Consider the following 26,324-nt stretch of genomic DNA (forward strand, 5'->3'; position numbering starts at 1 on the left):
CGCCAACGCCCGACCCGACCGCTCGGGTTGTAAGGGCATGCCTGAAATGATAGATGCGCTCGACCGATGAACCGCTCCCGTCAACGCATCATTCTATCGAACGCCTCCAAGGAACGCGCCTCATGACCGATACAGCAGAACCCACGAACGGTGGCACTGGCGAAAATCCCTCGCTCAACATTCTCGCCCAGTACATCAAGGACCTCTCGTTCGAAAACCCGGGTGCGCCGCGCTCGCTTCAGGCCCGCGACAAGGCTCCGGCGATCAACATCAACGTCAATGTGAACGCCAATCCGATGACGGATACGGAATTCGACGTCGTGCTGACGCTGAATGCCGAAGCCAAGGATGGCGACAAGATTCTGTTTGCCGTCGAGCTGACCTATGGCGGCGTCTTCCGCGTGACGGGCTTTCCGCAGGAGCACATGCTGCCGCTGCTCTTCATCGAGTGCCCGCGCCTGCTGTTCCCGTTTGCCCGTCAGATCGTGGCCGACGCGACGCGCAATGGCGGCTTCCCGCCGCTGATGATCGACCCGATCGATTTTGCGCAGATGTTTACGCAGCGCATGGCCGAAGATCGTGTCCGCGCCCAGGTTTCGACCACGCCGAACTGATCGGTCATCACCTTAAACGTTCGGAAAATGCCCGGTCTGACAAGGCCGGGCATTTTTCGTTCAGACGTCGTAGTGCGACCAGATAGCTTTTGCGCCGATCTTCTCGATCAGGGCCGCATGTGCGGCGACATCGCTTTCGCCAAGGCGCGGGCGCAAGGGTGCCGGGCGCTCGCGCGGCACGACGACGAGATCGTCCGAGGCCTCAGTCTGCGCGCGACTTTCCTGCGTCGTCAGGCCAAGAGCCGCCTGCCGGCCCCCGATCATCTCGATATAGACTTCGGCCAGAAGCTCGGAGTCGAGCAATGCGCCGTGCTTCGTGCGGTGGGTGTTGTCGATACCGTAACGCCGGCACAGCGCATCGAGCGAATTCGGTCCCATCGGATGTTTTCGGCGGGCCATTGACAGGGTGTCGGTCACGAGGTCCGGCGAGACGGCCGGGCGATCGAGACGTGCCAGCTCCGCATTGATGAAGCCCATATCGAAGGTAGCATTGTGCGCGACCCAGCGGGCGCCCTCGAAGAAAGCCATAAGCTCTTCGACCACCTCGGCAAAGACCGGCTTGTCCTTCAGAAAATCATCGGTGATGCCGTGCACCGCAAGCGCATCGGGATGGACCTTCCGGTCGCCCGGGTTGATGTATTGATGGAAGGTCCGGCCGGTCGGAAAATGATCGTTGAGCTCGATGCCGCCAATTTCGATCACACGATCCTGGCGATTGTCGAGACCGGTGGTTTCCGTATCGAAGATGATTTCCCGCATGTCCCTTATCCTTCCGTCGATGCGATCTCTACCGGTGAGCCGTTATCCCGCCTGGGCGCTCAGAGCACTTACAATCTCTTCGACCCTTTGACGCGCGGCGTCCAGCCCATGACCGGTGTCGATCACATAGTTTGCACGCGCGCGCTTCTCGCTGTCCGGCATCTGCCGCGACAGGATCATGGCGAATTTCTCCGGCGTCATGCCGGGTCGAGCGAGAACACGCTCTCTCTGGATGTCGGCATCGCAGGTGACGACCACGACCGCGTCTACCCTGCCCTCGCCACCGGTCTCGTAAAGCAAGGGTATATCGAGAAGCACGAGGGACGTGTGCGCTTGCTTCTCTCTCTCCAGAAAGACCCGCTCCCTTTCCCGGACAAGAGGATGGACGATGGCTTCCAGTGTCTTGAAGCCATCCGGATGTTTCGCCAAGGCTGCGCTGAGGGCTGCGCGGTCGACCACACCGTCTTTCGTGGAACCGGGAAAAGCCGCCTCGATGGGTCGGACGGCGTCTCCGCGATAGAGATCGTGAACGACGGCGTCGGCATCGTTGACCGGGACGCCCAATGCCTTGAACATGTCCGCCGTCGTGGACTTTCCCATGCCGATCGATCCTGTGAGCCCCAGGACGATCATGCGTGGGCCGCCATGTCGGCGATGACGAGCGCGCGCAGCGTCTCGTCCACGCAAGGTTTCTCTCCGAACCATTTCTCGAAACCCGGCGCGGCCTGGTGCAGCAACATGCCGAGCCCATCGACGATGGTGCGGTCCTGCATTTTCGCCTGCGCCAGGATCGGCGTGACGAGGGGGATATAGACGATATCGGTCACGACGGCTTTGCCGGGCATGCGGGTGAAATCGAAGTCGGGAACCGGCGTGCCGTCCATACCGAGCGATGTCGTGTTGATGAAGAGGGTCGCTTCGGCGAGAAGCTCCGGCAATGCCTCCATGCCGTGCGCGAGAACGCGTGTCCGCCCGAAGCGGTCGGAGAGTTCCTGTGCCCGGGGTAGCGTGCGGTTGACCACATGGATGGTGCGGACGCCGCGATCGCGGACGGCCTGAATGACTGCGCGGCTGGCACCCCCCGCACCCAGCACAATGGCAGTCTCGGCCGTGTTCCAGCCAGGCGCCCGCTCGTCGAGATTAGCAGCAAAACCGATTCCGTCGGTATTGGTCGCCTTCAGCCTGCCCTCCTCCAGCCAGACCGTGTTGGCGGCGCCGATTTCCCGGCTCAGCGCATCGGCCTCATCGACATGCGCAATCACCGTCTCCTTGTGCGGAATGGTGACGTTGCCGCCAATGAAACCGGACTGGCCGGATTTGAGAAGCGCGATGAAGTCCGGAAAAATGGCGGGCGTGACCTCTCGCGTTGTATAGCTGCCGTCCAGACCCAGTATTTTCAGCCAGTGCGCATGGATCAGCGGCGATCGCGAATGGCGAACCGGATAGCCGGCAACGAAGGCATGGTTAACAAATGTTTCACGTGAATCATGCATCGATGACACTCAATCTTCTCAGTTCGCTCAGCAGCGGCAGGAGCGGCAGTCCAAGGATCGTGAAGTAATCGCCTTCGATCGCCTCGAACAGCTGGATCCCCTCTCCTTCGAGCTGGTAGGCACCAACGCTCGTCAGAGCCTTCTCTCCGACCCGTTCGAGATGCCGTGCGATGAAGGCATCACCGAGCGAGCGCATTTTCAGGCGCGCGGTGGAGACATGCGACCAAAGGGTCCTGCTATCCTGATGAAGTGCGATGGCGCTGTTGAGCCGATGGGTCCGGCCGGACAGGGCTCGCAGGTGCTCATGCGCTTCTTCCATCGAGGCGGGCTTGTGAAACACGCGGTCCCCGAGCGACATGGTCTGATCCGAGCCGATAACGACCGGGCCGGTTCCTCCCGCCTCCCCTTGCGCCTCTCGCAAGGCAGCGGCGACCGCTTCGGCCTTCGCCTGGGCGAGAACCGTCGCCACCCGTTCCGGGGAAGCGCCTTCAGCCGCAAGTGGCGCTTCCAGCGCGCGCTCGTCGATCTCGGCCACCTGCCACGTGAAGGCGATGCCGGCATTCTGAAGCAGCATGCGCCGGAACGGGCTCGCGGAGGCGAGGACAAGCTGATGCGTCATGGATGATCTCCCTATCGCGATGCGGACTAGCGCAGGCGCGGCCTCAGGGCAACGATGGCCGCAGCCGTTTCCTCGATAGAGCGCCGCGTGACGTCGATGATCGGCCAGTTGTTCCGGGCGCAGAGCGCGCGCGCATATTTCAGTTCCTCGGCAATCGCTGCCCGATCTGTATACTCCTGCCCGTGAAACCCGTGGGTCGTGCCGAGCACCCTGTGTTCGCGCACCTGGGACACACGATCGGCCGTCGCGATAAGACAGACCACCAACGGCTTCGTTGCCTCCAGCAATCGCTCCGGCAGGGGCACGCCGGGCACGATGGGGATGTTGGCGGTGCGGATGCCGCGATTGGCAAGATAGATACTGGTCGGCGTTTTCGATGTGCGACTGATGCCGATCAGCACGACATCGGCATCGTTGAAATCAGCCGGAAGCTGGCCGTCGTCATGATCCATCGTGAAGTTCAGCGCGTCGATGCGCGCAAAATAATCTGCATCCATCACATGCTGGGCGCCGGACCGCCGACGTGAGGATGTGCCGAGATAGGTCTGGAAGAGGTCGATGATCGGCTCCAGAACGGATACGCAGGGGACGCCGATCTGCTGACACTGGGCGTTGATGATGTCGGACAGTTCGCGATCGACGATCGTGTAGAGAACGATGCCCGGTGCGGTGTCGATGGATTCCAGCACCTGCATCAGTTGCTTGCGATTCCGGATCAGCGGATAGACGTGCTCCAGCGCATGATAAGTCTGGAACTGGGCAGCCGCGGCCCGGCCCGCCGCGATCAGTGTTTCCCCTGTCGAGTCGGAGATCAGATGCAGGTGGAAATAGTTTTTGTGATTGTCCACGCTATTCTCGGCCGCCTGTTGATGATGGTGGATAAGGTGAGCCTAGGGGCGAGCCGGCCCGGCAGGCAAGGGGAAAACCTCCGACTTATTCACAAAGAGGCCCGTGCTCGCGATCTTTCCGGAGAACTTGTGAAAAAGACTCGCGATGCGACGGATCGCCGCCGATCCTCAACAGGTCATCCACAGGCATGAGACATATCATGCGACAGCCAAGTTGCTCGAATAGCGGGATTTTTTCCAGTTGCTCCCTATGTTGTCCCTGAAGCGCGTCATCATCACCCTGTCACTTCGGGCGAAATGTTGTTCTGGGGACAAAGGGCCGACAACCTTTAATCCTTGATAGTCACCGACTCTAAGAAATAGAAACCCTTAGATTCAAGATTCTATTTTAAGAGGGAAGCTGTGTGTGACGTCTGAAAACCGCAAGCTCGTCCGGGTTCTGAATGGGGAGACGCTGACGCCCCCGCCGATCTGGCTGATGCGTCAGGCCGGGAGATATCTGCCGGAATACCGTGAGACACGGGCAAGGGCCGGTAGCTTTCTCGATCTGTGCTACTCCCCCGACTTCGCTACGGAAGTGACGCTGCAGCCGATCCGGCGCTATGCATTCGACGCGGCAATCCTGTTTTCCGATATCCTCGTCATCCCTGATGCCCTGAAGCGGAATGTTCGCTTCGAGGAAGGCAGCGGACCGAAGCTCGACCCGATCGATGTCGATGGCATCAAGGCTCTCGATGGAAGGCCTGTGGCCGATCATCTGCGTCCCGTCATCGAAACGGTCGCACGACTGCGGCGGGAACTTCCGACGGAAACGGCCCTGCTCGGTTTCTGCGGCGCGCCATGGACGGTCGCGACCTACATGATCGCCGGGCACGGAACACCGGACCAGGCGCCGGCACGTCTGTTCGCCTATCGCAATCCGGAGGCCTTCGACGCGTTGCTGGCCATTCTCGCCGAACTCTCGGCAGACTATCTCGTCGCACAGCTCGATGCGGGTGCGGACGCGGTGCAGATCTTCGACTCCTGGGCAGGCGTTCTCGGGGAGGATACGTTCGAACGGTTTGCGGTTGCGCCCGTGCGCCGGATCATCGACAGCGTCCGGGCTCGCCGACCGGATGCAAAGATCATCGCTTTCGCCAAGGGAGCAGGTCTTCTCCTGAAGGAGTATCGCCAGAAGACGCAGGCTGATGCCATCGGTCTCGACTGGTCGGTTCCGCTATCATTCGCGGTCGATCTGCAAAAGGACGGCCCGGTTCAGGGAAATCTCGATCCGATGCGGGTCGTTGCGGGTGGAAGGGCTCTCGAAGACGGCATCGACCAGATCCTCGATCGTCTCGGACAGGGCCCTCTGATCTTCAATCTGGGCCATGGCATTACACCGCAGGCCGATCCTGCCCATGTCGCCGATCTCGTGGCGCGCGTCAGGAAACCCGTGTGAGTACCCCGGAGCGCGATGACGGGGGTGCTCGGCAGACCGATGCCCCGGCAGGCCGTAAAACGCGTGTACGGGCCTTTGTGGCGCTTTCGGTGCTTGTCGCTGTTATCGTCGGTCTGATGGTCTGGCAGCCGGCCGATCTCATTCTCTGGATCAAGGCGCTGCACGTCGTGGCCGTCATCTCGTGGATGGCCGGCCTCCTCTACATGCCGCGCCTGTTCATTTACCACACGGACGCCGAGCCGGGATCGCAGACGTCCGAAACCTTCAAGGTGATGGAACAGCGGCTCATGAAGGTGATCATGCGTCCGGCCATGATGATCACCTGGGCGCTCGGACTCTATCTCGCCTGGAGCGTCTACGGGTTTCAGGGTGGCTGGCTTCACGCCAAGATTCTTGCCGTGATCCTGCTGACGGGCGTTCATGTGCACTATGCCGATGCGGTCGGTCGCTTCTCACGCGATGGCGCTCGCCGCACCGCGCGCTACTGGCGGCTGATGAACGAGGTGCCGACCGTTCTGATGATCGTCATCGTCATTCTCGTTATCGTAAAACCATTTTAGAGGCTCTTCGGACATACGGCGACGGGGAAGCGGCGCCGCGTTATCCGGCATCCTCCTCGCCATCACGGACATTTTAGCGTCCTGGACCGTGAGCCCCCTTGCGGCGCATGCCGGAAGTCGCTACCTTATGACATCCCATCTTTCTGGCGCGCGTTAAAGTTCGAGTGGCTACCCCCCTGCCGCTCCCTTGACCCACACAGCGCCAGCCCTTCCATTCCCTCTGCAAGTGTGATTTTCCTTCATGGCTGAAATGAAGCTACAAGACCTCAAGAACAAATCTGCAACCGATCTTCTGGCCTTCGCCGAGTCGGTCGAGGTCGAAAACGCCAGCGTGATGCGCAAGCAGGAGCTGATGTTTGCCATTCTGAAGATGCTGGCGGCGCAGGACGTCGAGATCATCGGCGAAGGTGTTGTCGAGCTTCTTCAGGACGGTTTCGGCTTTCTGCGCTCCGCCAATGCCAACTATCTGCCCGGCCCTGACGATATCTACATTTCCCCATCCCAGATCCGTCGCTTTTCCCTGAAGACCGGCGATACGGTCGAGGGGCCGATCCGCGGGCCGAAGGAGGGCGAACGGTATTTCGCGCTTCTTAAGGTCAACACGATCAATTTCGAAGATCCGGAAAAAATCCGGCACAAGGTTCACTTCGACAACCTGACGCCGCTTTATCCGAACGAGCGTTTCAAGATGGAACTCGAGGTTCCCACCTCGAAGGATCTCTCCCCGCGCGTCATGGATCTCGTTGCACCGCTCGGCAAAGGACAGCGTGGCCTGATCGTCGCGCCACCGCGCACCGGTAAGACCGTGCTGCTGCAGAACATCGCGCATTCGATCACAGCCAACCATCCGGAATGCTACCTGATCGTTCTCCTCATCGACGAACGGCCTGAAGAAGTCACCGACATGCAGCGCTCCGTGAAGGGCGAGGTCGTCTCCTCCACCTTCGACGAACCTGCAACCCGCCACGTGCAGGTTGCCGAAATGGTCATCGAGAAGGCGAAGCGTCTTGTCGAACATGGCCGTGACGTCGTCATTCTGCTCGATTCGATCACCCGCCTCGGCCGCGCCTACAACACGGTCGTGCCGTCTTCCGGGAAAGTCCTCACAGGCGGTGTCGACGCCAACGCTCTGCAGCGGCCGAAGCGCTTCTTCGGCGCCGCGCGCAACATCGAGGAAGGCGGATCGCTGACGATTGTCGCGACCGCGCTGATCGATACCGGCAGCCGTATGGACGAAGTTATTTTCGAAGAATTCAAGGGAACCGGCAACTCGGAAATCGTGCTCGACCGCAAGGTGGCCGACAAGCGCATCTTCCCGGCGATGGACATTCTGAAGTCCGGCACCCGCAAGGAAGATCTGCTCGTTCCGCGTCAGGATCTCCAGAAGATCTTCGTTCTCCGCCGCATTCTCGCGCCAATGGGCACGACGGACGCAATCGAGTTCCTGATCGACAAGCTGAAGCAGACGAAGACCAATGGCGACTTCTTCGACTCCATGAACACCTGATCTGATATCGGGAGACTAGCGCTCTCCTGCTCGGTTCATTGCTCTTAAAGAAATCCCTGGCTCGCCCAGGGATTTTTTCGTTTATCTCAAATCACATTTTAACGGATGGTTCGGATGTCATCGGCCAGCGATACGATCTATTCTCTCTCCTCTGGCGGTCTTCCCTCGGGTGTTGCTGTTGTTCGCATCAGTGGACCAAACGCATCTGCCGTCAGTGTTGAACTCTGCGGTGGGCACGTTCCCGCCAGGTTGGCGAACCTGCGAACGATTCGTTCCCGTAATGGTGAAATTCTCGATCAAGGCTTGGTCTTGTGGTTTCCCGGTCCGGCCTCCTTTACCGGAGAGGACTGTGTCGAGCTTCAGGTGCACGGCGGCCGGGCGGTGGTCAGCCGCCTGCTGGATGAATTGAGCACCATGCCCTCCTTTCGCCATGCGGAAGCGGGCGAGTTTTCTAGGCGAGCATTTGCGAATGGAAAGCTCGATCTTTTGGAAATCGAAGGTCTCGCTGATCTTATATCCGCTGAGACAGAGATGCAGCGTCGTCTCGCCAGTGAGCATGCTCGCGGCGGCGTCTCATACCTTTATCAGGGTTGGGCAAAGCGCTTGACGCATGCGCGAGCTATGATCGAGGCCGAACTCGATTTCGCCGATGAGGACGATGTCCCCGGCTCGGTGAGCAGCGCGATCTGGCAGGACATGGCACGGCTTCGGTCGGAAATAGCTGAACATCTGGAAGGCGCGCGGACGGGCGCGATCATCCGGAACGGCTTCCGGGTTGTCATCTCCGGCCCTCCTAATGCGGGAAAATCCAGTCTTCTCAATGCACTGGCGAGACAGGATATCGCGATCGTCACGGACATCGCGGGAACGACCCGCGATGTTCTCAGTGTCGATATTTCCTTAGCCGGATTCGTCGTGAAACTCTTCGATACCGCCGGCCTCAGGGATACGGTCGATCCCGTCGAGCGTGAAGGTATTCGCCGTGCAAAAGCATTGCTGGACGATGCCGACCTTATCCTGAGCCTTTCCGATATACCCGGCGGCTTCATGATCCCGCGTGGGACCTCAGTCGAGACGCTCCGAATCGCGACGAAGATTGATAAATCCGATGAATTATGGGATAGAGCCGCTGCCGACATCTTTATATCTGTCGAGGCGCAGGGCGGTCTTGAGACTTTGATCTCGGCACTGGTGGATCGCCTTCCGGCTCACGCTACAGCGGAAAATTTTGCGGTTCCATCAAGACGTCGCCACGCTGATCATCTTGCGCAATGCCTTGACGCACTTGATAGGGCCTCGACTCGTCCGGACCTCGACATACAGTCAGAGACGCTTCGCCAAGCTGGCGATGCACTCGGCCGAATTACAGGACGCGTTGATGTCGAAGATCTATTAGACGTTATATTTTCGGAATTTTGCATCGGAAAATAGGTCTTTACAACGCATGCGAGTCAACCCGCACGTTTCACGTGAAACATTGAATCGGAATCGAAATGACCGGGAAGTATGATGTCGTCATTGTAGGAGGCGGACACGCGGGCTGTGAAGCTGCGGCTGTTGCTGCACGGCTTGGCGCGAAAGTCGCTCTTGTCACACACAAACGTGAAACGATCGGTATCATGTCCTGCAACCCCGCGATTGGTGGCTTGGGCAAGGGGCACCTCGTTCGGGAAATCGATGCCTTTGATGGCCTAATGGGCCGCATTGCCGATCGCGCCGGAATTCAGTTCCGTCTCCTGAACCGGAAGAAAGGCCCCGCCGTCCGGGGACCACGAACACAGGCGGACCGCGGCCTGTATCGGGAAGCAATGCAGTCTGAACTCGCAGAGCTATCCAATTTGACGATTCTAGAAGGAGATGTCGTTGATCTCGTTCTTGTCCAAGCTGGCATTGGTGGGGTTGTCCTCGCAACCGGAGAGATCGTCTGCTGCGGTGCGGTCGTTTTGACGACGGGGACATTCCTTCGTGGTCTCATCCACATAGGTGATCGAAAGATACCTGCCGGTCGGGCCGGCGAAGCGCCATCCGTCGGCCTTTCGAAAGTGTTAGAGGACCATCAGGTGGCATTGGGTCGCTTGAAGACGGGGACCCCAGCAAGGCTGGATGGCCGAACGATTGGCTGGGACCGGATTGGTAGCCAGGCTGCCGATGAAGATCCTGTTCCATTCTCCTTCATGACGGATCGTATCACGACGCGACAAATCGCGTGCGGCGTTACCCGCACCACAGAGGCCACGCACCGGATCATCGAAGATAATTTGCAGCGTTCGGCCATGTACTCCGGTCAAATTGCTGGGGTTGGTCCCCGTTACTGTCCGTCTATCGAAGACAAGATCGTGAAGTTCGGCGAGCGTGACGGTCATCAGATCTTCCTGGAGCCGGAAGGTCTCGATGATCACACTGTATATCCGAATGGTATATCAACCTCGCTCCCGGAGGACGTTCAAGCGGCCTTCATCCGGACGATTCCCGGACTCGAGCAAGCGGCTATTCTCCAGCCCGGCTATGCCATCGAGTATGATCATGTCGATCCTCGGGAACTCCTGCCCAGTCTGGAGCTCCGCAAGATATCAGGCCTGTTTCTGGCAGGCCAGATAAACGGTACGACGGGCTACGAGGAAGCAGGTGCTCAAGGTCTGGTCGCTGGCTTGAACGCGACACGCAAGGCTGCGGGACAAGCGGGTCATATTTTCTCTCGAACCGACTCCTATATCGGCGTCATGATCGATGACCTGACGACCCGCGGCGTGGCAGAACCCTACCGGATGTTTACATCCCGCGCCGAGTATCGCTTATCCCTCCGGGCAGACAATGCTGACATGCGTCTGACACCGACAGCGATAGATCTGGGATGCGTCTCTCGCGAACGGCAGGAGCGCTTCGGGAACTGGAAGCGTTCCTTTGATGGATTGAAGGAACAACTTCACGAAAAGACGCTGACGCCAAACGAAGCAGCGGTCTATGGTCTGAATTTAAACAAGGACGGCCAGCGTCGCTCTGCCTACGATCTGCTATCGCATTCGGACATCACGTTTTCACGCTTGTCTACAGTGTGGCCTGAACTGGAGCAGGTACCATCACGGCTTGTCGAGGCGATGGAGATAGATGCGCATTACGCCGTCTATATGGATCGGCAAGCGGCTGATATAGCGAGAGCACGAAGGGAAGAAGAACGGACGATCCCTGACGACTTCGCCTACACCGAACTTGCTGGTCTTTCGAATGAGTTGAAGCAGAAGCTTGAGCGACTGAAGCCGCGAAACTTTGCGCAGCTTCAGATCATCGATGGTATGACACCCTCGGCCGCTACGCTGATTCTGACATATCTGCAGCGCTATGAGCGGCGCGATGCAGCACACGGTGTACAATGATGGCGAGTCAGCTTGATGAATTGATCGGCCTGCGTGTTTCACGTGAAACGGCAGATCGCCTGCAGCACTTCAGCCAACTTTTCCTGAAATGGGCGAAGACGATCAACCTTGTCGCACCCTCCACTCTCGGCGATCTCGATAACAGGCATATTCGCGACAGCGCGCAGATCTACGCATTGGCGCCTGGGCCGAGAACGTGGGTAGACCTCGGTAGCGGTGGTGGCTTTCCTGGCGTTATTACCGCTATTCTCATGGCGGAGAGCCCCGAGGGATGGGTTCACCTCATCGAAAGCAACCAAAAAAAGGCTGCGTTCCTGCGTGTCGCCCTTCAGGAGACAGGAGCCCGCGGCTCTGTGCATGTGCTGCGGATAGAAGATGCTCCGGCAAAAATTCCTGCGTGTGATGCGATCTCTGCACGGGCAGTCGCCGATCTTTCTCTCTTGCTACAGTTCATTGCGCCCTGGATGAAAGACGCTGCAACGCGAGCTTACTTCCACAAAGGGCGGGATTACGAGACGGAGGTGACGAATGCCCGTGGTCGGTATGATTTCGATCTGGTAAAACATCAAAGCATTGTCGAGCCTGACTCCGTCATTCTCGAGATCACGCGGATGCAGCAGCTGAGCCAGGGCGCAGGAGCGATTAATGTCGCGCGATAAAAATCGGATCATTACGATTGCGAACCAAAAGGGTGGGGTCGGCAAGACGACGACCGCCATCAATCTGGCCACCGCCCTGGCTGCGATCGGAGAATCTGTCCTGATTATCGATCTCGATCCCCAAGGCAATGCCAGCACTGGGCTTGGTATTCAGCGTCGCGATCGCCGGTACTCTTCCTACGATCTCATGATGGGGACACATACGATCGATACGATCGTTCATCCAACAGTCGTTCCCAACCTTTCCATCATCCCCTCGACCATGGATCTCCTCGGCCTCGAAATGGAGATATCCGGACAAAGTGACCGTGTATTTCGGCTTCGGAAAGCGCTCGCCGCCCCCGAAGCCCTCGCTTACTCCTATGTCCTGGTCGATTGCCCCCCTTCCTTCAACTTGCTGACCATGAATGCCATGGCTGCGGCCCATTCAGTGCTTGTCCCCTTGCAGTGCGAGTTCTTTGCACTTGAAGGTCTTAGTCAGCTGTTGGAAACGGTCGATCAGATTCGCAGAAGCGTTAATCCACAACTCGATATACAGGGCATCGTCTTGACGATGTTCGACTCCCGGAACAATCTTGCGCAGCAAGTTGTCACCGATGTGCGAACGCATCTCGGTGAAAAGGTTTACCACACTCTGATTCCGCGGAATGTGCGGGTGTCCGAAGCGCCTTCCTATGGAAAGCCTGCTATTCTCTATGATCTGAAGTGCGCAGGCAGCCAGGCCTACCTGCAACTCGCTTCCGAAGTTATCCAGCGTGAACGGCAACGCAAGGCAGCTGCATAATCGATTCGGCTCCAGAATGATGAGGAGAACGCCATGAACGAAGATCCCGCGCGGCGCCGTCTCGGACGAGGTCTCGCCGCCCTGATCGGCGAGATGGACCAGCCGATTATCGCTGAGTCCGCACCTGTCTCAGCCGTGCCTGCGGATCGGCGGGTCCCGATCGAGCATGTCACGCGCAATCCGCGCAATCCGCGACGGACATTTGACGAAGCGGAATTGCAGGATCTCGCGAATTCCGTTCGACAGCATGGCATCGTTCAGCCTGTCGTCGTGCGCACCATCAATGGCGACCGGTTCGAAATCATCGCTGGCGAACGCCGCTGGCGTGCCGCGCAGCTTGCTGGCTTTTCGGATATCCCAGTCATCGTGCGCGATGTCGATGATCGCACAGCGCTTGAAATTGCCATCGTCGAGAACGTGCAGCGGTCCGATCTCAATCCGCTGGAAGAAGCGATGGGATACGAACTTCTGATCGCTGATCATGGCTATACCCAAAACGACCTTGGCGAGATCATCGGCAAGAGCCGCAGCCACGTGGCAAACAGCCTGCGACTGCTGAAACTTCCTGAGCCGGTCCGCGATATGCTGTCGTCCGGCACGCTTTCCGCCGGCCATGCGCGCGCACTGATTCCCACGTCCGACCCCACTACCCTAGCCCGTGCGATCATTGCCAAGGGTTTGTCCGTTCGCGACACGGAGAAGTTGGCACAGAACGACATACGCGCCCAGAACGATCCGACCTTCGGTGCCAAGCCTCGTCCTGAAAAAGATGCGGATACGGTCGCGCTTGAACGTTCCTTGTCCGACAGTCTGGGGCTCGACGTGTCCGTCAATCACCGCGCCAGTGGTGGTCATCTGAAGATCAGCTACAAGACGCTGGAACAGTTGGAAGATATCTGCCGCCTGCTGGAGCGTCGCTGAACCCTATCAGCTTAGGGCCGTTCATGCCTTGGGTTCACGAAGCGCAACGATAGGCATTACCTGACCCACGTCTGCGCGTGCTCGGCGGCTTGGTTTATCCCGAAGCCAAACGCGCTCACACAAATCGGGTAAGGCTGTGGTCTGCTTGAGGGAGGAACAGCCACGCCCTATGCCAAGCGCTGCCTTGCAGCTTGAAAGGCGATCGCGATCAGAGCCTGGCTCGCAATATCAGCCTCAAGTGTCTGGCGGCTTCGGCTCTGGAGGATCGCGTTCTGGATGCGCTGTAGATCACGACGGATGGCTGGCAAGCTCCATGTCTTCAGGGCTGCTTCGATGAGGGATTTGCGCCGGAAGTGGATTCCGCGGCCGAGCGTCGCCGTCACCTGCGAGGGGCCGAGCTTTTTAGTATCCATTTCTGCACGCAGGATATCGAGTTGCTGAAACTGGCGCAGGCAGCTCTGAAGCACGAGGAACATCGACGTCTTTGACGCCTCGACCTTGCGCAGCGACGTCATGAGGCGGTCCATGTCGCCCGTCAGTACGGAATCGACAGCGTCGTCGACCGAGGTGGAACTGGCATCTCCGATGATGTCCAGGACGTGGCTTTCCTCGATCACCGGCTCGTCTCGGCAGTATAGCGCGAGCTTGGCGATCTCGTTGCGCGAGGCCAGCCTGTCGGCGCCAAGAAGATCCCGGAGAGCCTCCCGCGCAGCCGGAGTTATACGCAAGCCGGCTGCTCCCAACTCCTTGTCGATCAGTCCGTTGATAGCCTTGACGTCATCTGCGTAACACGCAACGGCAATAACACTTCGCGCGGTTTCGCCGATCTTGCGCAGGGCGGCACCCTTTTTCAGGTCGCCGGCTTCCACAATGACGAAGGCGTCGCGGGGTGGCTCCTCTGCAAGATAGGAGAGACCTTCGCTCAGCGTCTTCTCGGTTCCCGACGCGCGGACCCACACCAGCTTGCCGCCACCGAAGAGGCCGAGGGCATTGGCTTCGTCTGCGAGCCGTCCCGGGGAAAGATCGCTCCCATCCAGCTTGATGAGGGCAAAGGGATCATCGAGTGCTATGCCGGTCTTCGCTGCTATCGCAGCCGCACGTTCGGCGACCAAACCACGGTCAGGTCCATAGAAAAGGTAAAGCCGCTGGCTGGGCAGCGGCCTTTCCACGAAACCGTCGAACTCGTGGGATTTGATTTCGCTCATGCCGGCGCCGGATCAGTTGCCAAGCGCTGCTGCAAGATCCGCACGGATGACCTCGGCCAATTCTTGAGCCGCACGATTCTCTGCATCGCGGATCGCCCGAAGCTTTGCAAACTCCTGAATGGGAAAGTCGACCAGAGCGATAGCCTTACGATGTCCGGATTTCACGGTTTTGCCGGTGTCGACGCGTGTCAGGTTATAGTCCGCTTCCACGACAAGACGACCGGCCGAAGCGGTGTCGTTGTCGTTGCGTTCATTAAAGAGCACGCCCGTGGTCTGATGGCTGACGCTCAATGCCAGCTGGTATTGCGGTGCCACAGGCTCGCCTTTGCCACCCGACGTCAGGAAGATCAGGGCGTTGCGCACGCGCTGCTCCACGCGGTCCTTGGCTTCCGATATTCCGATGGAAGCCAAGGCTGTTGCCGGGGCACCATTTGGGCCGTCCGAATAGAGCGGGCGCACCTGGCAGCCTGCCAACAGCAACAGGGAGAAGCCGGCGAAGCCGACGGCGATGCGACGGCGGGGATCGAACTTAGACGACGACATTCACGATCCTCTGCGGCACGACAATAATCTTCTTCGGCGTCCGGCCTTCCAGCGCGATCCGCACGGCATCGAGACCCATAACTGCGGCCTCGACGGCAGTCTGATCCGCATCGCGTGCGATTGTCAAATCCGCGCGCTTCTTACCGTTGATCTGGACCGGCAAAACGATCTCGGACACTGTGACGAGCGCCTCGTTGAAGCGCGGCCAGTCGGCCTGCGCGATTAGGCCTTGGCCGCCGATGACGCTCCAGCATTCCTCCGCGAGATGCGGTGTGATCGGCGCCATCAGATGGATCAGGATTTCCACCGCGTCGCGCATCGCGCTCGTGGTTGCAGCGTCCATGCCGGTCGCGACATCCGCCAGCGGTGCTGCAAGAGCGTTGACCATCTCGTAGAGACGCGCCACGGCCTTGTTGAAGGCGAGCTTGTCATAGTCGGCTTCGACCGCCTTTAGCGTTCTGTGGGCGACCTGGGATATGGCGAGCGCAGGCCCTTCCGTCGCGGGCGTGGGATCAACGGCGGCGAGAGCCGGTGCTGCCTCCGAAATCAGACGCCAGACGCGCTGGACGAAGCGGTGCGCACCCTCCACACCTGCTTCGGACCAGATGACGTCGCGATCCGGCGGCGAATCCGACAGCACGAAGAAACGGGCGGTATCGGCACCATAGGACGCGATAATGTCATCGGGATCGACCACGTTCTTCTTCGACTTCGACATCTTCTCGATGGAGCCGATGGCGATCTCTTCGCCCGTCTCGTTCAGCGTGGCCCTGCGACCATTGCCGAGATCCTCGATGGTGATGGCCGATGGGTTGATCCACTCACGTTGAGCGCCTTCCCCGCGGCTGTAGGTCTCGTGCACAACCATGCCCTGGGTGAAGAGGCCCTTGAAGGGCTCAGACAGCCCTGCATGGCCCGCCGCCTTCATGGCGCGGGTGAAGAAGCGGGAATAGAGGAGATGCAGGATCGCATGCTCGATACCCCCGATATACTGGTCGACCGGCATCCACCGATCAACGACCGCACGGTTGGTCGGCTGTTCCTCCCACGGCGCGGTGAAGCGCATGAAGTACCAGGAAGAGTCGACGAACGTGTCCATCGTGTCGGTTTCACGACGTGCCGCGGCGCCGCATTGCGGGCAGCCGACATGGCGCCAGGTCGGGTGGCGATCGAGCGGGTTGCCCGGCTTGTCGAAAGTGACGTCGTCGGGCAGGCGAACCGGCAGGTCCTTCTTCGGCACCGGAACGACGCCGCAGATTTCGCAATGGATGACCGGGATGGGGCATCCCCAGTAGCGCTGACGGGAAATTCCCCAGTCGCGCAATCTGAAGTTGACCTTTCGTTCGGCCTGAGGGCGACCGCCGAGTTCCTGGTTTTCGAGCAAGCCCGACACGTGTTCGAACGCCGCATCTGTGGCAAGGCCATCAAGGAAGCGCGAATTGATCATCACGCCGTCGCCCGTATAGGCTTCCGTGCCAACGCTGAAGGTTGCAGCATCGCCATCGGCCGGCATGACCACGGGCGTGACCGGCAAGCCATAGCGGCGCGCAAAGTCAAGGTCGCGCTGATCTCCCGACGGGCAGCCGAAGATAGCGCCCGTGCCGTAATCCATCAGCACGAAATTGGCCACGTAGACGGGCAGTTCCCAAGAGGGATCGAGCGGATGGCGAACGCGCAGCCCGGTGTTAATGCCACGTTTCTCCGCCGTTTCCAGCGCAGCGAGCGACGTCCCCGCGCGACGGCATTCGTCGCAGAAGGCTTCGAGCTCGGCATTGCCGGCAGCGACCTTGCGCGCCAGCGGATGATCCGCCGCAATCGCGAGGAAGGAGGCGCCGAACAGCGTGTCGGGGCGGGTCGTGTAGACTTCGACCTCCGTTTCACCGGATGCGCGCCCGTCGGGCACGAGTTCCCAGCGAATGGAGAGACCTTCGGAACGGCCAATCCAGTTCTTCTGCATCAGCCGGACCTTTTCCGGCCAGTGCTCCAGCGTATCGAGCGAGTCCAGCAGGTCCTGGCTGAAGTCCGTGATGCGGAAGAACCACTGCGTCAACTCGCGCTGTTCGACCAGTGCGTTGGAGCGCCAGCCACGGCCGTCGATCACCTGCTCGTTGGCCAGCACGGTGTGATCGACCGGGTCCCAGTTCACCTTCGACTGCTTGCGGTAGACCAGGCCCTTTTCCATGAAATCGAGAAAAAGATGCTGCTGCTGTTGGTAATAGGCAACGTCGCAGGTGGCGAATTCGCGGCTCCAGTCGAGCGAGAGGCCCATGACCTTCAGCTGCGCACGCATGGAGGCGATGTTCTGGTAGGTCCACTCGGCGGGATGAACGCCGCGCTCCATGGCGGCGTTTTCGGCCGGCATGCCGAAGGCGTCCCAGCCCATGGGATGCAGCACGTTATAGCCGCGCGCACGCTTGAAGCGGGCGACGACATCACCCATCGCGTAGTTGCGCACGTGGCCCATGTGGATGCGGCCGGAGGGGTAGGGAAACATCTCCAGGACGTAGTATTTTTCCCGTGGGTCGTTATTGTCCGTCTTGTAGACGGATTTCTCGTCCCATTCGCGCTGCCAGCGAGGTTCTGCATCGCGCGGGTTATAGCGTTCTGTGGCCATGTGTTTCGTCGTTCCGGAAATTGTGGCGGGGCGCTGCCGCTCGGTCTTATGTGGCGTGACCTTCATCATGAAACAACGGTAGCGTCAAGTTTTGCAGGCCCTGGACAGGCCTCCGCATCATTGTCCGCATGCTCGCTTGGCGGCTCGTGACGGATTGTCTATATGCGGCCAGCAATTGCGCTTACCCGTGGCGCTTCAAGCCACATGACTGCCAGGGAGACCTTGCCGATGACCCGAGTGGACCAGTGGAACGAGGTGCTGTCGCGCATCCATGCGGCCGAAGATGATGGCAGGCGCGCTCACGGCTCCGTGGCGCTGGTGGCCGTGTCAAAGACCTTCGATGCAGAGGCCATTCGGCCCGTGATCGCGGCCGGGCAGCGCGTGTTCGGTGAAAACCGGGTGCAGGAATCGCAAGGCAAGTGGCCCGAGCTGAAGGCCGAGACGCCCGGTATCGAACTGCATCTCATCGGCCCGCTCCAGTCCAACAAGGCGGCCGATGCCGTTGCGCTGTTCGATGTGATCGAGACCATCGATCGTGAGAAGATCGCGCGGGCTGTGGCGGCGGAGATCAAGCGGCAGGAGAAGCCGGTTCGGATCTATGTGCAGGTCAATACCGGGCTCGAGCCACAGAAGGCCGGCATTGCGCCTGAGGAAACGGCAGCTTTCGTGGCCATGTGCCGCGATGCGCTTGGGCTTTCCGTGGAAGGGCTGATGTGCATTCCGCCGGCTGAGGAAAATCCGGGGCCGCATTTCGCGCTGCTGGCAAAGTTGGCCGCAGAAAACGGCGTTGAAAAGCTGTCGATGGGCATGTCGGGCGATTTCGAGACGGCCATCGCCTTTGGCGCTACCAGTGTCCGCGTGGGATCGGCCATTTTCGGTCTGCGGGATGTCGCTGCCCAGCCGGTTTGATGATCTCATAAAAAAACCCGGCCTGAAGCCGGGTTTTAATGAATGCCGCAATGAAGCTTCGGCGTATCAGTACTTCTCTTCTTCTTCGTCCGGGGTCGAGGACTTCAGCGACTTCAGCTTTGCGAAGACGGCGTCTGCGTCCATTTCCTTCTCTTCCTCGCGCTCGTAGCCATAGCGTTCGGTTTCCTGCGCCGGCTCCAGCGTGGCGCCGAGATCGGCGGCTGTCGGCAGCGGGCGGCCCTTGGAAGCGCGTTCGACTTCAAGGTCGAGATCGATCTGGCTGCAAAGGCCGAGGGTGACGGGATCGCTCGCCGTCAGGTTGGCCGAGTTCCAGTGCGTCCGCTCGCGGATCTGCTCGATCGTCGACTTGGTGGTGCCGACGAGACGCGAGATCTGGGCGTCCTTGAGTTCGGGATGGTTGCGAACCAGCCAGAGAATGGCATTCGGGCGGTCCTGGCGCTTGGAGACCGGCGTATAGCGCGGGCCCTTGCGCTTGGATTCGGGAACGCGAACCTTCGGATCGGAAATCTTCAGCTTGTGGTTCGGATTGCCTTCGGCGCGGACGATTTCGTCGCGCGACAGCTGCCCGGTTGCGATGGGATCAAGACCCTTGATGCCCTGGGCTGATTCGCCGTCGGCGATCGCCTTGACTTCCAGCGGGTGCAGCTTGCAGAACGTGGCGATCTGCTCGAACGACAGGGCGGTATTATCGACAAGCCAGACCGCCGTGGCTTTCGGCATCAGCAATTGTTGAGCCATAGATATAGTCCTTCTGTCCGCCGCGCCGGTGTCGCGGGCCGTGGAATACCACTGATTTCCGGGAATAGGGCGCTTCTATACCCCTCTTGTCGCAGAATTGCAATTCTTCTCGACGTCCTGACTTTCGTCTCATTGCCGCCGGCTCCGCACCTGATATGTATCCCCTGAAACGCGCCGTGAGGATGCGCGGGCACGACAGCAGGGAGAGAGAAGACCATGTCCGAGAAGACCTACCCCGTCTCGAAGGAAACCCAGGCACGCGCCCTCGTCGATAAAGCGACCTACGACACGTGGTATCGCGAAAGCGTTGATAACCCGGATGCCTTCTGGGGCGAGCATGGCAAGCGGATCGCGTGGTCGAAGCCCTATACCAAGGTCAAGAACACCTCTTTCACCGGTGATGTCTCGATCAAATGGTTCGAGGATGGCCAGACCAATGCGTCCTACAACTGTATCGACCGGCATCTGGAGACCCGTGGCGATCAGGTCGCGATCATCTTCGAAGGCGACAACCCCTATATCGACAAGAAGATCACTTATCGCGAGCTTCACGAGCATGTCTGCCGGCTGGCGAACGTCATGAAGGCGCAAGGCGTCGGCAAGGGCGATCGCGTGACGATCTACATGCCGATGATCCCTGAAGCCGCCTATGCGATGCTGGCCTGCGCCCGCATCGGCGCCGTCCATTCTGTCGTGTTCGGAGGCTTCTCGCCGGATGCGCTTGCGGGGCGGCTGGTCGATTGCGCCTCCACCTTCGTTATCACCTGTGACGAGGGCATGCGCGGCGGCAAGCCGATCCCGCTCAAGGACAATACCGACAAGGCGGTGGAGATCGCGGCGAAAAACGGTATCGACGTGAAGACGGTGCTCGTCGTGCGCCGGACGGGCGGCAAGATCACCTGGGCCGACGGTCGCGATATCTGGTATCACACGGCAACACAGGCGGCGGAGACGCTGTGTGAACCCGTGGCGATGAATGCGGAAGATCCGCTGTTCATCCTCTACACCTCCGGTTCTACCGGCAAGCCGAAGGGCGTGCTGCACACGACGGGCGGTTATCTCGTCTATGTCGCGATGAGCCATGAATATGTGTTCGACTATCACCCGGGCGATATCTACTGGTGTACGGCCGATGTCGGCTGGGTGACGGGCCATTCCTACATCGTTTACGGACCCCTTGCGAACGGGGCGACGACGCTCATGTTCGAAGGCGTGCCCAACCATCCCGATCAGGGACGGTTCTGGGAAATCATCGACAAGCACCAGGTGAATATCTTCTACACGGCGCCGACGGCGATCCGCTCGCTGATGGGAGCGGGCGATGCCTTCGTGACGCGATCCTCCCGCAAGAGCCTGCGAATCCTCGGCACCGTAGGTGAGCCGATCAACCCGGAAGCCTGGCAATGGTATCACGACGTCGTCGGCGACGGCCGTTGCCCCGTTGTCGATACATGGTGGCAGACGGAAACGGGCGGCCACATGATCACGCCGCTTCCGGGGGCAACGCCGCTGAAGCCGGGATCGGCCACCCTGCCCTTTTTCGGCATCCGGCCGGAGCTCGTCGATGCCGAAGGCAACGTGCTGGAGGGTGCCGCAGATGGCAATCTTTGCATCGCCGATAGTTGGCCCGGCCAGATGCGGACGGTCTACGGCGACCATGAACGCTTCATACAGACGTATTTCTCAACCTATAAGGGAAAATACTTCACCGGTGACGGCTGCAAGCGTGATGCGGATGGCTATTACTGGATCACGGGCCGCGTCGATGACGTCCTCAATGTTTCCGGACATCGCATGGGCACGGCCGAGGTCGAGTCGGCACTTGTCAGTCATGATGCGGTATCGGAAGCAGCCGTCGTCGGCTACCCGCATGACATCAAGGGCCAGGGCATCTACTGCTACGTCACACTTATGTCCGGCCGGGAGGGGTCGGATGATCTGCGCAAAGCGCTGATTGCTCATGTGCGCAACGAGATCGGACCGATCGCCTCTCCCGACAAGATCCAGTTCGCGCCGGGCTTGCCGAAGACCCGCTCCGGCAAGATCATGCGGCGCATTCTCCGCAAGATCGCCGAGGATGATTACGGCGCACTCGGCGATATCTCCACGCTGGCAGACCCGGGTGTCGTGGACGATCTCGTCTCCAACCGCCAGAACAAGAAGTAATTCGGAAAACCGGCAGGCAACCATGCCTGCCGGTTTTCGCAAAGGGTATCGGGATCAGAAGTCGATCGCGCGACCGTTGATTTCCCAGTCACCGAAGCGCACCGGCTCCGCGCCACCGCGACCGCCGATTTCGGCCGGCAGTTCCAGTGCAGCGTTCGCTTCACGTCGAGCCGCTGCTTCCTCAAGGGCACGACGGGCTGCTGGCGAGAGAACCTTGCCCGGTGTTTCCAGATTGTTGTCATTGTCGTTCAGCATTGTGTGACCTCACTACGCCGTTGAATCCGTGGCACATGCGCCCCATCATATAGGGGGAAACGCGGCAATCCCACGATGATTCACGTGAAACGCCGCCGAAAATGCACCTTTCGCTTTCGGAGACGCGCATGAACCTCATTCGTACAGCCATGCTACTGGCCTTCATGACGGCGCTCTTCATGGGTATCGGTCTTCTGATCGGCGGCCGCGGCGGCATGATGATCGCTCTCCTTATCGCGATCGCGATGAATTTCTTTTCCTACTGGAACTCGGACAGGCTCGTGCTGCGCATGTACGACGCGCAGGAAGTCGATGAACGCAGTGCTCCGGAATATTACGGTATCGTAAGGGACCTCGCGGCGAATGCCGGGCTCCCGATGCCGCGCGTCTATGTCATCAACAATCCTCAGCCGAACGCTTTTGCGACGGGGCGCAATCCACAAAATGCAGCCGTGGCGGCCTCGACCGGTCTATTGCAGGCGCTGACCTATGATGAAGTTGCGGGTGTCATGGCACATGAGCTGGCGCATGTGCAGAACAGGGACACGCTGACGATGACACTGACGGCAACCCTCGCCGGTGCCATCTCCATGCTCGGGAATTTCGCCTTCTTCTTCGGTGGCAATCGCGAGAACAACAACCCCCTGGGTTTCATCGGAACGCTGGCCGCAATGATCATTGCGCCTTTTGCTGCGATGATGGTCCAGATGGCGGTGAGCCGGACAAGAGAATACTCGGCCGACCGTCGCGGGGCTGAGATTTGCGGACAGCCGCTCGCCCTTGCCTCCGCCCTGCGCAAGATCGCGGGTGCCGCTCACGCTGTTCCCAACATTGCGGCGGAGCGCAATCCGGCAACAGCCCATATGTTCATCATCAATCCTCTTTCGGGCGAGCGTATGGACAACCTGTTCTCGACGCATCCAGCAACAGAAAACCGCATCGCCGCTCTTGAAGACATGGCTGCCAGCTTTTCCCGACCCTCGACGCGCGCGGCTTCCCCTGCTACGGCGACACGAAAGACGCGTTCCGTGCCGAGCACAGGTTGGGGGCGTGATCGCTCCGAACCTCCAAAGGGCCCGTGGTCTTGATGACGAAGACAAAGAACGATTCGCCGACGCAACGATCTTCAAAACCGGATGCCGGGCCTCAGAAGCCGGGCCTTCTTGCACGGCAAGCCGCGGCAAAACTGCTGGGTGCTGTCATCGAGAAGAAGATCTCGCTGGACGGCATGCTGGATCCCGTTGGCGGGAATCCGGCTTACCGCCAGCTCTCCGATATTGATCGCACACTTGTCAAAGCCATCCTGCACACAGCATTGCGACATCTTCCGCGTATCGAAGCCATGCTTGACCGGCTCCTGAAGACGCCTCTGCCGGATGGTGCACGCGCTCTGCATCATCAACTCGTCGTTGCAGCGACACAGATCGTCTATCTCGATATTCCCGATCATTCCGCCGTAGACCTTGCCGTGGAGCAGGCGAATGCCGATCCGCGCAATCGCCGTTTTGCCAGCCTGACAAATGCCGTGCTGCGTCGTTTGTCGCGAGAGAAGGAGGATCTTCTTCGAATCGCTGCCGAAACGACCCCGTCCCTTCCGGACTGGTACATGGCGCGGCTCGTCTCGACCTATGGACAGGAGCATGCCAAGCGCATTGCAGACGCGCTTCTTGAGCCGGCTGCCATCGACATCACGGTAAAGTCCGATCCGGACGCGTGGGCGCAACGGCTTGGCGGAATTGTGCTTCCGACCGGTAGTGTTCGGCTCGCATCGTTTCAGGGCGCCGTCTCGGCACTTGAAGGGTTCGACGATGGCGAATGGTGGGTGCAGGATGCTGCAGCCTCGCTGCCGGCGCGACTCTTCGGCGATATCAGCGGCAAGCGCGTCGTGGATCTCTGTGCGGCCCCTGGCGGCAAGACGGCGCAGCTGATCCGCGCAGGTGCCCAAGTCACAGCGCTCGACCAGTCTGCCAGCCGGCTGAAGCGGCTGAACGCCAATCTCGAACGTCTTGGCCTTGAGGCCGAGACGGTCGAGTGCAACATGGCGGACTTCCGGCCGGAGACGCTCTTCGATGCAGCCCTGCTCGATGCGCCTTGCTCCTCGACGGGCACGATCCGCCGCCACCCGGATGTTCCCTATACCAAGGGTCCGGAGGACATCACCAAGCTGGCGGGATTGCAGGAACGGCTGCTGCGGCATGCTCTCACTGTGGTCAAGCCCGGTGGCCTCGTGGTCTTCTCCAACTGCTCGCTGGATCCGGCAGAAGGCGAAGCCATGGTGGCGCGCGTCGTTGCGAATGCGGCATGCGAGCGTGTTCCGGTCGATCCCGCGGCTTTTCCCGGTCTCGAAGACGCAATAACGCCTCTCGGAGAATTGCGAACCACGCCCGCCATGCTCGCCGCCCGGCCGGGATTTGCCGGAGGGCTGGACGGCTTTTATGCCACAGTCCTGCGTAGATCGTTGTAAGGAAAGAGTTTCCATACCTTGACCGCTTGTGTTCCCTCGGTCATCCCCTGATGCTGACCGCGAAACACAACATCGTGTCTTCGATCATGAACATTCCGGCGTGCCGCCGGAATGGGGTAGGGCTTCATTTCATTCATGCGGATGTCGGACAGTCGACGGCTGATCACTCTCTACACACGGGAAGCGTGGTGGCGCCTGTCGCGCCGCCTCGTGCTCGGTCGCATGTCGTTCATCCGCTTCTCCGGCACGACGCCCGACAGGCTGATCGTCGCGCCAACGGACCTCCGGGTTATCGACCCGCATGTCGCCAGCGAAATCGTTGCAGGCCGGTTTCCGCTTGCCGGTCGTATCCTTGAAACGGACGGCGAATCACCATTCGAGGTCGATCTTCCCTCTCGTGAGTTCGCCGTCCGGCTGCACACGTTCAGCTGGGCGCGGCATATCCGGGCGCTGACGGAGGAAGATGATCTTTCCCGCGTGCGCCAGCTCGTCAGCCGTTGGTTGGCCACCCACGGGCGCGGCATCAAGGGCATCGCCTGGGAGCCGGATGTCGCAGCGCAGCGATTGATTGCCTGGCTGTCGCATTCGCCTGTGATCCTGAAACAGGCGGATCACGTCTTCTATCGCCGCTTCCTGAAGAGCCTCGCCATGCATGTGCGCTACCTCAGGCATGTTGCCAATGCGGTGCCGGATGGAGAGGGACGGCTGCGGGTTCGGGTTGCGATCGCTTTCGCCACGGTGTCCATGCCTGCTTCGGGTTCGGCCATTCGTCGGGCGGCCGGCCATCTCGACGACGAACTCGATCGCCAGATCCTTCCCGATGGCGGTCATGCCTCGCGCAATCCGCGCGTCGCGCTCGATCTTCTTCTCGACCTGCTTCCGCTGCGCCAGACCTATGTCAATCTCGGTCACGACGTTCCGGTCAAGCTGATCCCGTCCATCGACCGCATGTTTCCGGCCCTGCGCTTCTTTCGTCACCAGGGCGGAGAGCTCGCGCTTTTCAATGGAGCGACGTCGGCGCAAGCGAACGAGCTGATGTCTGTTCTGCGCTACGACGAAACGGCCGGTCAGCCGTTCAAGGGGCTGCCGGACAGCCAATACGAGCGGCTGGCGGCGAAGGACGTCGTTGTGATCATGGATACCGGCTGTCCTCTATCGGCTCCCCTTTCGCGAGAGGCGCATGCCGGCTGCCTCTCCTTCGAGCTTTCTTCCGGTCGTCATCGGTTTATCATCAACTCCGGCGCACCGCGTTTTGCAGGCGACCGGTTTCGCCAGATGGCCCGGGTCACGGCAGCGCACTCCACTGTCACCATCGAGGATCGCTCATCGGCCCGGCTTTCGACGTCGCGCTTTCTCGGGCCGATCATCACCGGCGGCGTGACGGAGGTTTCCGTGACGCATTCGCCCGGGGAAGGCGGCGACAGCGTGGTCGCGCGCCATAACGGTTATGCCGGCGCCTTCAACCTGATGCATGAGAGGGATCTGAGCCTCAATGCCGCGGGCACGACCTTGCGCGGCCGTGACCGGCTGGTGACGGAGGACGGTGTCGATCCCGACCCGTCCCATACCGCGATGGCGGTTGCACGTTTTCACATCCATCCCGCCATCAGTCTGCGCCAGGGGGATCCGCACGAGGTCAGGCTGGTCGCGCCGGACGGTGACAGCTGGGTGCTGACCTGCCGCGATGGCGAGATCGCGGTGGAAGAGGATATTTTCTTCGCCGACCCGTCCGGGCTGCGGAAAACGCAGATGCTGACGATCGGTTTCTCTGCCGGACAGCAGCCCGAAATCCAGTGGATTTTTTCCCGCCGGACGTGATGCCTTTCCGAGAAAGCA

The 26,324-nt window shown here is 60.1% G+C and carries 24 protein-coding genes; 14 read left to right on the forward strand and 10 right to left on the reverse strand.

From position 1 onward, the window contains the following. Positions 1-122 precede the first annotated feature (122 nt). Positions 123-614: a protein-export chaperone SecB gene (gene secB, locus BSG19_RS22070; RefSeq protein WP_092990252.1), complete on the forward strand. Its 492-nt coding sequence runs from the start codon at positions 123-125 to the stop codon at positions 612-614. A gap of 60 nt (positions 615-674) precedes the next feature. Here secB and dnaQ read toward each other — a convergent pair whose 3' ends face one another. The 5 genes from dnaQ to BSG19_RS22095 are packed head-to-tail and all read right to left on the reverse strand — an operon-like array spanning position 675 to position 4,333. Further along, positions 675-1,373: a DNA polymerase III subunit epsilon gene (dnaQ, locus tag BSG19_RS22075; RefSeq protein ID WP_092990165.1), complete on the reverse strand. Its 699-nt coding sequence runs from the start codon at positions 1,371-1,373 to the stop codon at positions 675-677. Between the two features lie 42 nt (positions 1,374-1,415). Continuing rightward, positions 1,416-2,006 (reverse strand): dephospho-CoA kinase, encoded by a 591-nt coding sequence (gene coaE, locus BSG19_RS22080; protein ID WP_092990166.1) that lies wholly within the window; start codon positions 2,004-2,006, stop codon positions 1,416-1,418. Further along, a complete protein-coding gene (locus tag BSG19_RS22085) occupies positions 2,003-2,866 on the reverse strand; it encodes a shikimate dehydrogenase (RefSeq protein ID WP_092990167.1) in 864 nt (287 codons plus the stop codon). Before BSG19_RS22085 ends, coaE begins: the two co-directional genes overlap by 4 nt. After that, a complete protein-coding gene (locus tag BSG19_RS22090) occupies positions 2,859-3,485 on the reverse strand; it encodes a Maf-like protein (RefSeq protein WP_092990168.1) in 627 nt (208 codons plus the stop codon). The genes BSG19_RS22085 and BSG19_RS22090 overlap by 8 nt, the downstream gene beginning before the upstream one ends. A gap of 26 nt (positions 3,486-3,511) precedes the next feature. Then, a complete protein-coding gene (locus BSG19_RS22095) occupies positions 3,512-4,333 on the reverse strand; it encodes a pyruvate, water dikinase regulatory protein (RefSeq protein ID WP_092990169.1) in 822 nt (273 codons plus the stop codon). Positions 4,334-4,739: 406 nt separating this feature from the next. On the opposite strand from BSG19_RS22095, the gene hemE reads away from it, so the two are divergent. From hemE to BSG19_RS22135, 8 genes are all read left to right on the forward strand, one after another. Beyond that, on the forward strand, positions 4,740-5,771 hold the full coding sequence (gene hemE, locus BSG19_RS22100; protein WP_092990170.1) for a uroporphyrinogen decarboxylase: 1,032 nt from the start codon (positions 4,740-4,742) through the stop codon (positions 5,769-5,771). Between the two features lie 77 nt (positions 5,772-5,848). Next, positions 5,849-6,331, forward strand: a complete 483-nt coding sequence (hemJ, locus tag BSG19_RS22105) for a protoporphyrinogen oxidase HemJ (protein WP_244529384.1) — start codon at positions 5,849-5,851, stop codon at positions 6,329-6,331. Positions 6,332-6,572: 241 nt separating this feature from the next. After that, entirely contained in the window at positions 6,573-7,838 is a 1,266-nt protein-coding gene (gene rho, locus BSG19_RS22110) for a transcription termination factor Rho (protein ID WP_092990171.1), read from the forward strand. A gap of 114 nt (positions 7,839-7,952) precedes the next feature. Further along, complete coding sequence (gene mnmE, locus BSG19_RS22115) at positions 7,953-9,269, forward strand: tRNA uridine-5-carboxymethylaminomethyl(34) synthesis GTPase MnmE (protein WP_092990172.1); 1,317 nt, start codon at positions 7,953-7,955, stop codon at positions 9,267-9,269. A gap of 62 nt (positions 9,270-9,331) precedes the next feature. Beyond that, positions 9,332-11,209 carry a tRNA uridine-5-carboxymethylaminomethyl(34) synthesis enzyme MnmG gene (gene mnmG / locus BSG19_RS22120; protein WP_092990173.1) on the forward strand — a complete coding sequence of 626 codons (1,878 nt, stop codon included), beginning with the start codon at positions 9,332-9,334 and terminating at the stop codon, positions 11,207-11,209. Continuing rightward, a complete protein-coding gene (locus BSG19_RS22125; RefSeq protein WP_092990174.1) occupies positions 11,206-11,868 on the forward strand; it encodes a 16S rRNA (guanine(527)-N(7))-methyltransferase RsmG in 663 nt (220 codons plus the stop codon). Before mnmG ends, BSG19_RS22125 begins: the two co-directional genes overlap by 4 nt. Next, a complete protein-coding gene (locus BSG19_RS22130; protein WP_092990175.1) occupies positions 11,855-12,652 on the forward strand; it encodes a ParA family protein in 798 nt (265 codons plus the stop codon). The genes BSG19_RS22125 and BSG19_RS22130 overlap by 14 nt, the downstream gene beginning before the upstream one ends. A gap of 33 nt (positions 12,653-12,685) precedes the next feature. Next, positions 12,686-13,573, forward strand: a complete 888-nt coding sequence (locus BSG19_RS22135; RefSeq protein WP_092990176.1) for a ParB/RepB/Spo0J family partition protein — start codon at positions 12,686-12,688, stop codon at positions 13,571-13,573. A 167-nt stretch (positions 13,574-13,740) separates the two neighbouring features. On the opposite strand, the gene holA is transcribed toward BSG19_RS22135, so the two are convergent. Genes holA through leuS form a run of 3 tightly spaced genes read right to left on the reverse strand, consistent with a single transcriptional unit; the run spans position 13,741 to position 17,935 of the window. Continuing rightward, positions 13,741-14,778: a DNA polymerase III subunit delta gene (gene holA, locus BSG19_RS22140; protein WP_092990177.1), complete on the reverse strand. Its 1,038-nt coding sequence runs from the start codon at positions 14,776-14,778 to the stop codon at positions 13,741-13,743. 12 nt (positions 14,779-14,790) lie between these two features. Then, positions 14,791-15,321: an LPS assembly lipoprotein LptE gene (lptE, locus tag BSG19_RS22145; RefSeq protein ID WP_092990178.1), complete on the reverse strand. Its 531-nt coding sequence runs from the start codon at positions 15,319-15,321 to the stop codon at positions 14,791-14,793. Beyond that, a complete protein-coding gene (gene leuS, locus BSG19_RS22150) occupies positions 15,308-17,935 on the reverse strand; it encodes a leucine--tRNA ligase (RefSeq protein WP_092990179.1) in 2,628 nt (875 codons plus the stop codon). The genes lptE and leuS overlap by 14 nt, the downstream gene beginning before the upstream one ends. 228 nt (positions 17,936-18,163) lie before the next feature. On the opposite strand from leuS, the gene BSG19_RS22155 reads away from it, so the two are divergent. Further along, the gene (locus BSG19_RS22155; protein ID WP_092990180.1) at positions 18,164-18,844 is read left to right on the forward strand and encodes a YggS family pyridoxal phosphate-dependent enzyme; all 681 of its coding nucleotides are present in this window, start codon (positions 18,164-18,166) and stop codon (positions 18,842-18,844) included. A gap of 66 nt (positions 18,845-18,910) precedes the next feature. Here the strand turns inward: BSG19_RS22155 and BSG19_RS22160 are convergent, their stop codons facing one another. After that, complete coding sequence (locus tag BSG19_RS22160; protein WP_092990181.1) at positions 18,911-19,603, reverse strand: DUF1013 domain-containing protein; 693 nt, start codon at positions 19,601-19,603, stop codon at positions 18,911-18,913. 216 nt (positions 19,604-19,819) lie between these two features. On the opposite strand from BSG19_RS22160, the gene acs reads away from it, so the two are divergent. Continuing rightward, a complete protein-coding gene (gene acs, locus BSG19_RS22165) occupies positions 19,820-21,769 on the forward strand; it encodes an acetate--CoA ligase (protein WP_092990182.1) in 1,950 nt (649 codons plus the stop codon). Between the two features lie 54 nt (positions 21,770-21,823). On the opposite strand, the gene BSG19_RS22170 is transcribed toward acs, so the two are convergent. After that, on the reverse strand, positions 21,824-22,024 hold the full coding sequence (locus BSG19_RS22170; protein ID WP_092990183.1) for a DUF1674 domain-containing protein: 201 nt from the start codon (positions 22,022-22,024) through the stop codon (positions 21,824-21,826). 128 nt (positions 22,025-22,152) lie between these two features. Here BSG19_RS22170 and htpX point away from each other — a divergent pair, with 128 nt between their 5' ends. The 3 genes from htpX (at position 22,153) to BSG19_RS22185 (ending at position 26,306) form a co-directional block, all read left to right on the forward strand. Further along, positions 22,153-23,112, forward strand: a complete 960-nt coding sequence (htpX, locus tag BSG19_RS22175) for a zinc metalloprotease HtpX (RefSeq protein WP_092990254.1) — start codon at positions 22,153-22,155, stop codon at positions 23,110-23,112. Then, entirely contained in the window at positions 23,112-24,488 is a 1,377-nt protein-coding gene (locus BSG19_RS22180) for an RsmB/NOP family class I SAM-dependent RNA methyltransferase (protein ID WP_092990184.1), read from the forward strand. Before htpX ends, BSG19_RS22180 begins: the two co-directional genes overlap by 1 nt. A gap of 135 nt (positions 24,489-24,623) precedes the next feature. Next, positions 24,624-26,306 carry a heparinase II/III family protein gene (locus BSG19_RS22185; RefSeq protein WP_092990185.1) on the forward strand — a complete coding sequence of 561 codons (1,683 nt, stop codon included), beginning with the start codon at positions 24,624-24,626 and terminating at the stop codon, positions 26,304-26,306. Positions 26,307-26,324: the final 18 nt, after the last annotated feature.

Source organism: Rhizobium sp. NFR03, assembly GCF_900111275.1.
Classification (GTDB): Bacteria; Pseudomonadota; Alphaproteobacteria; order Rhizobiales; family Rhizobiaceae; genus Ferranicluibacter.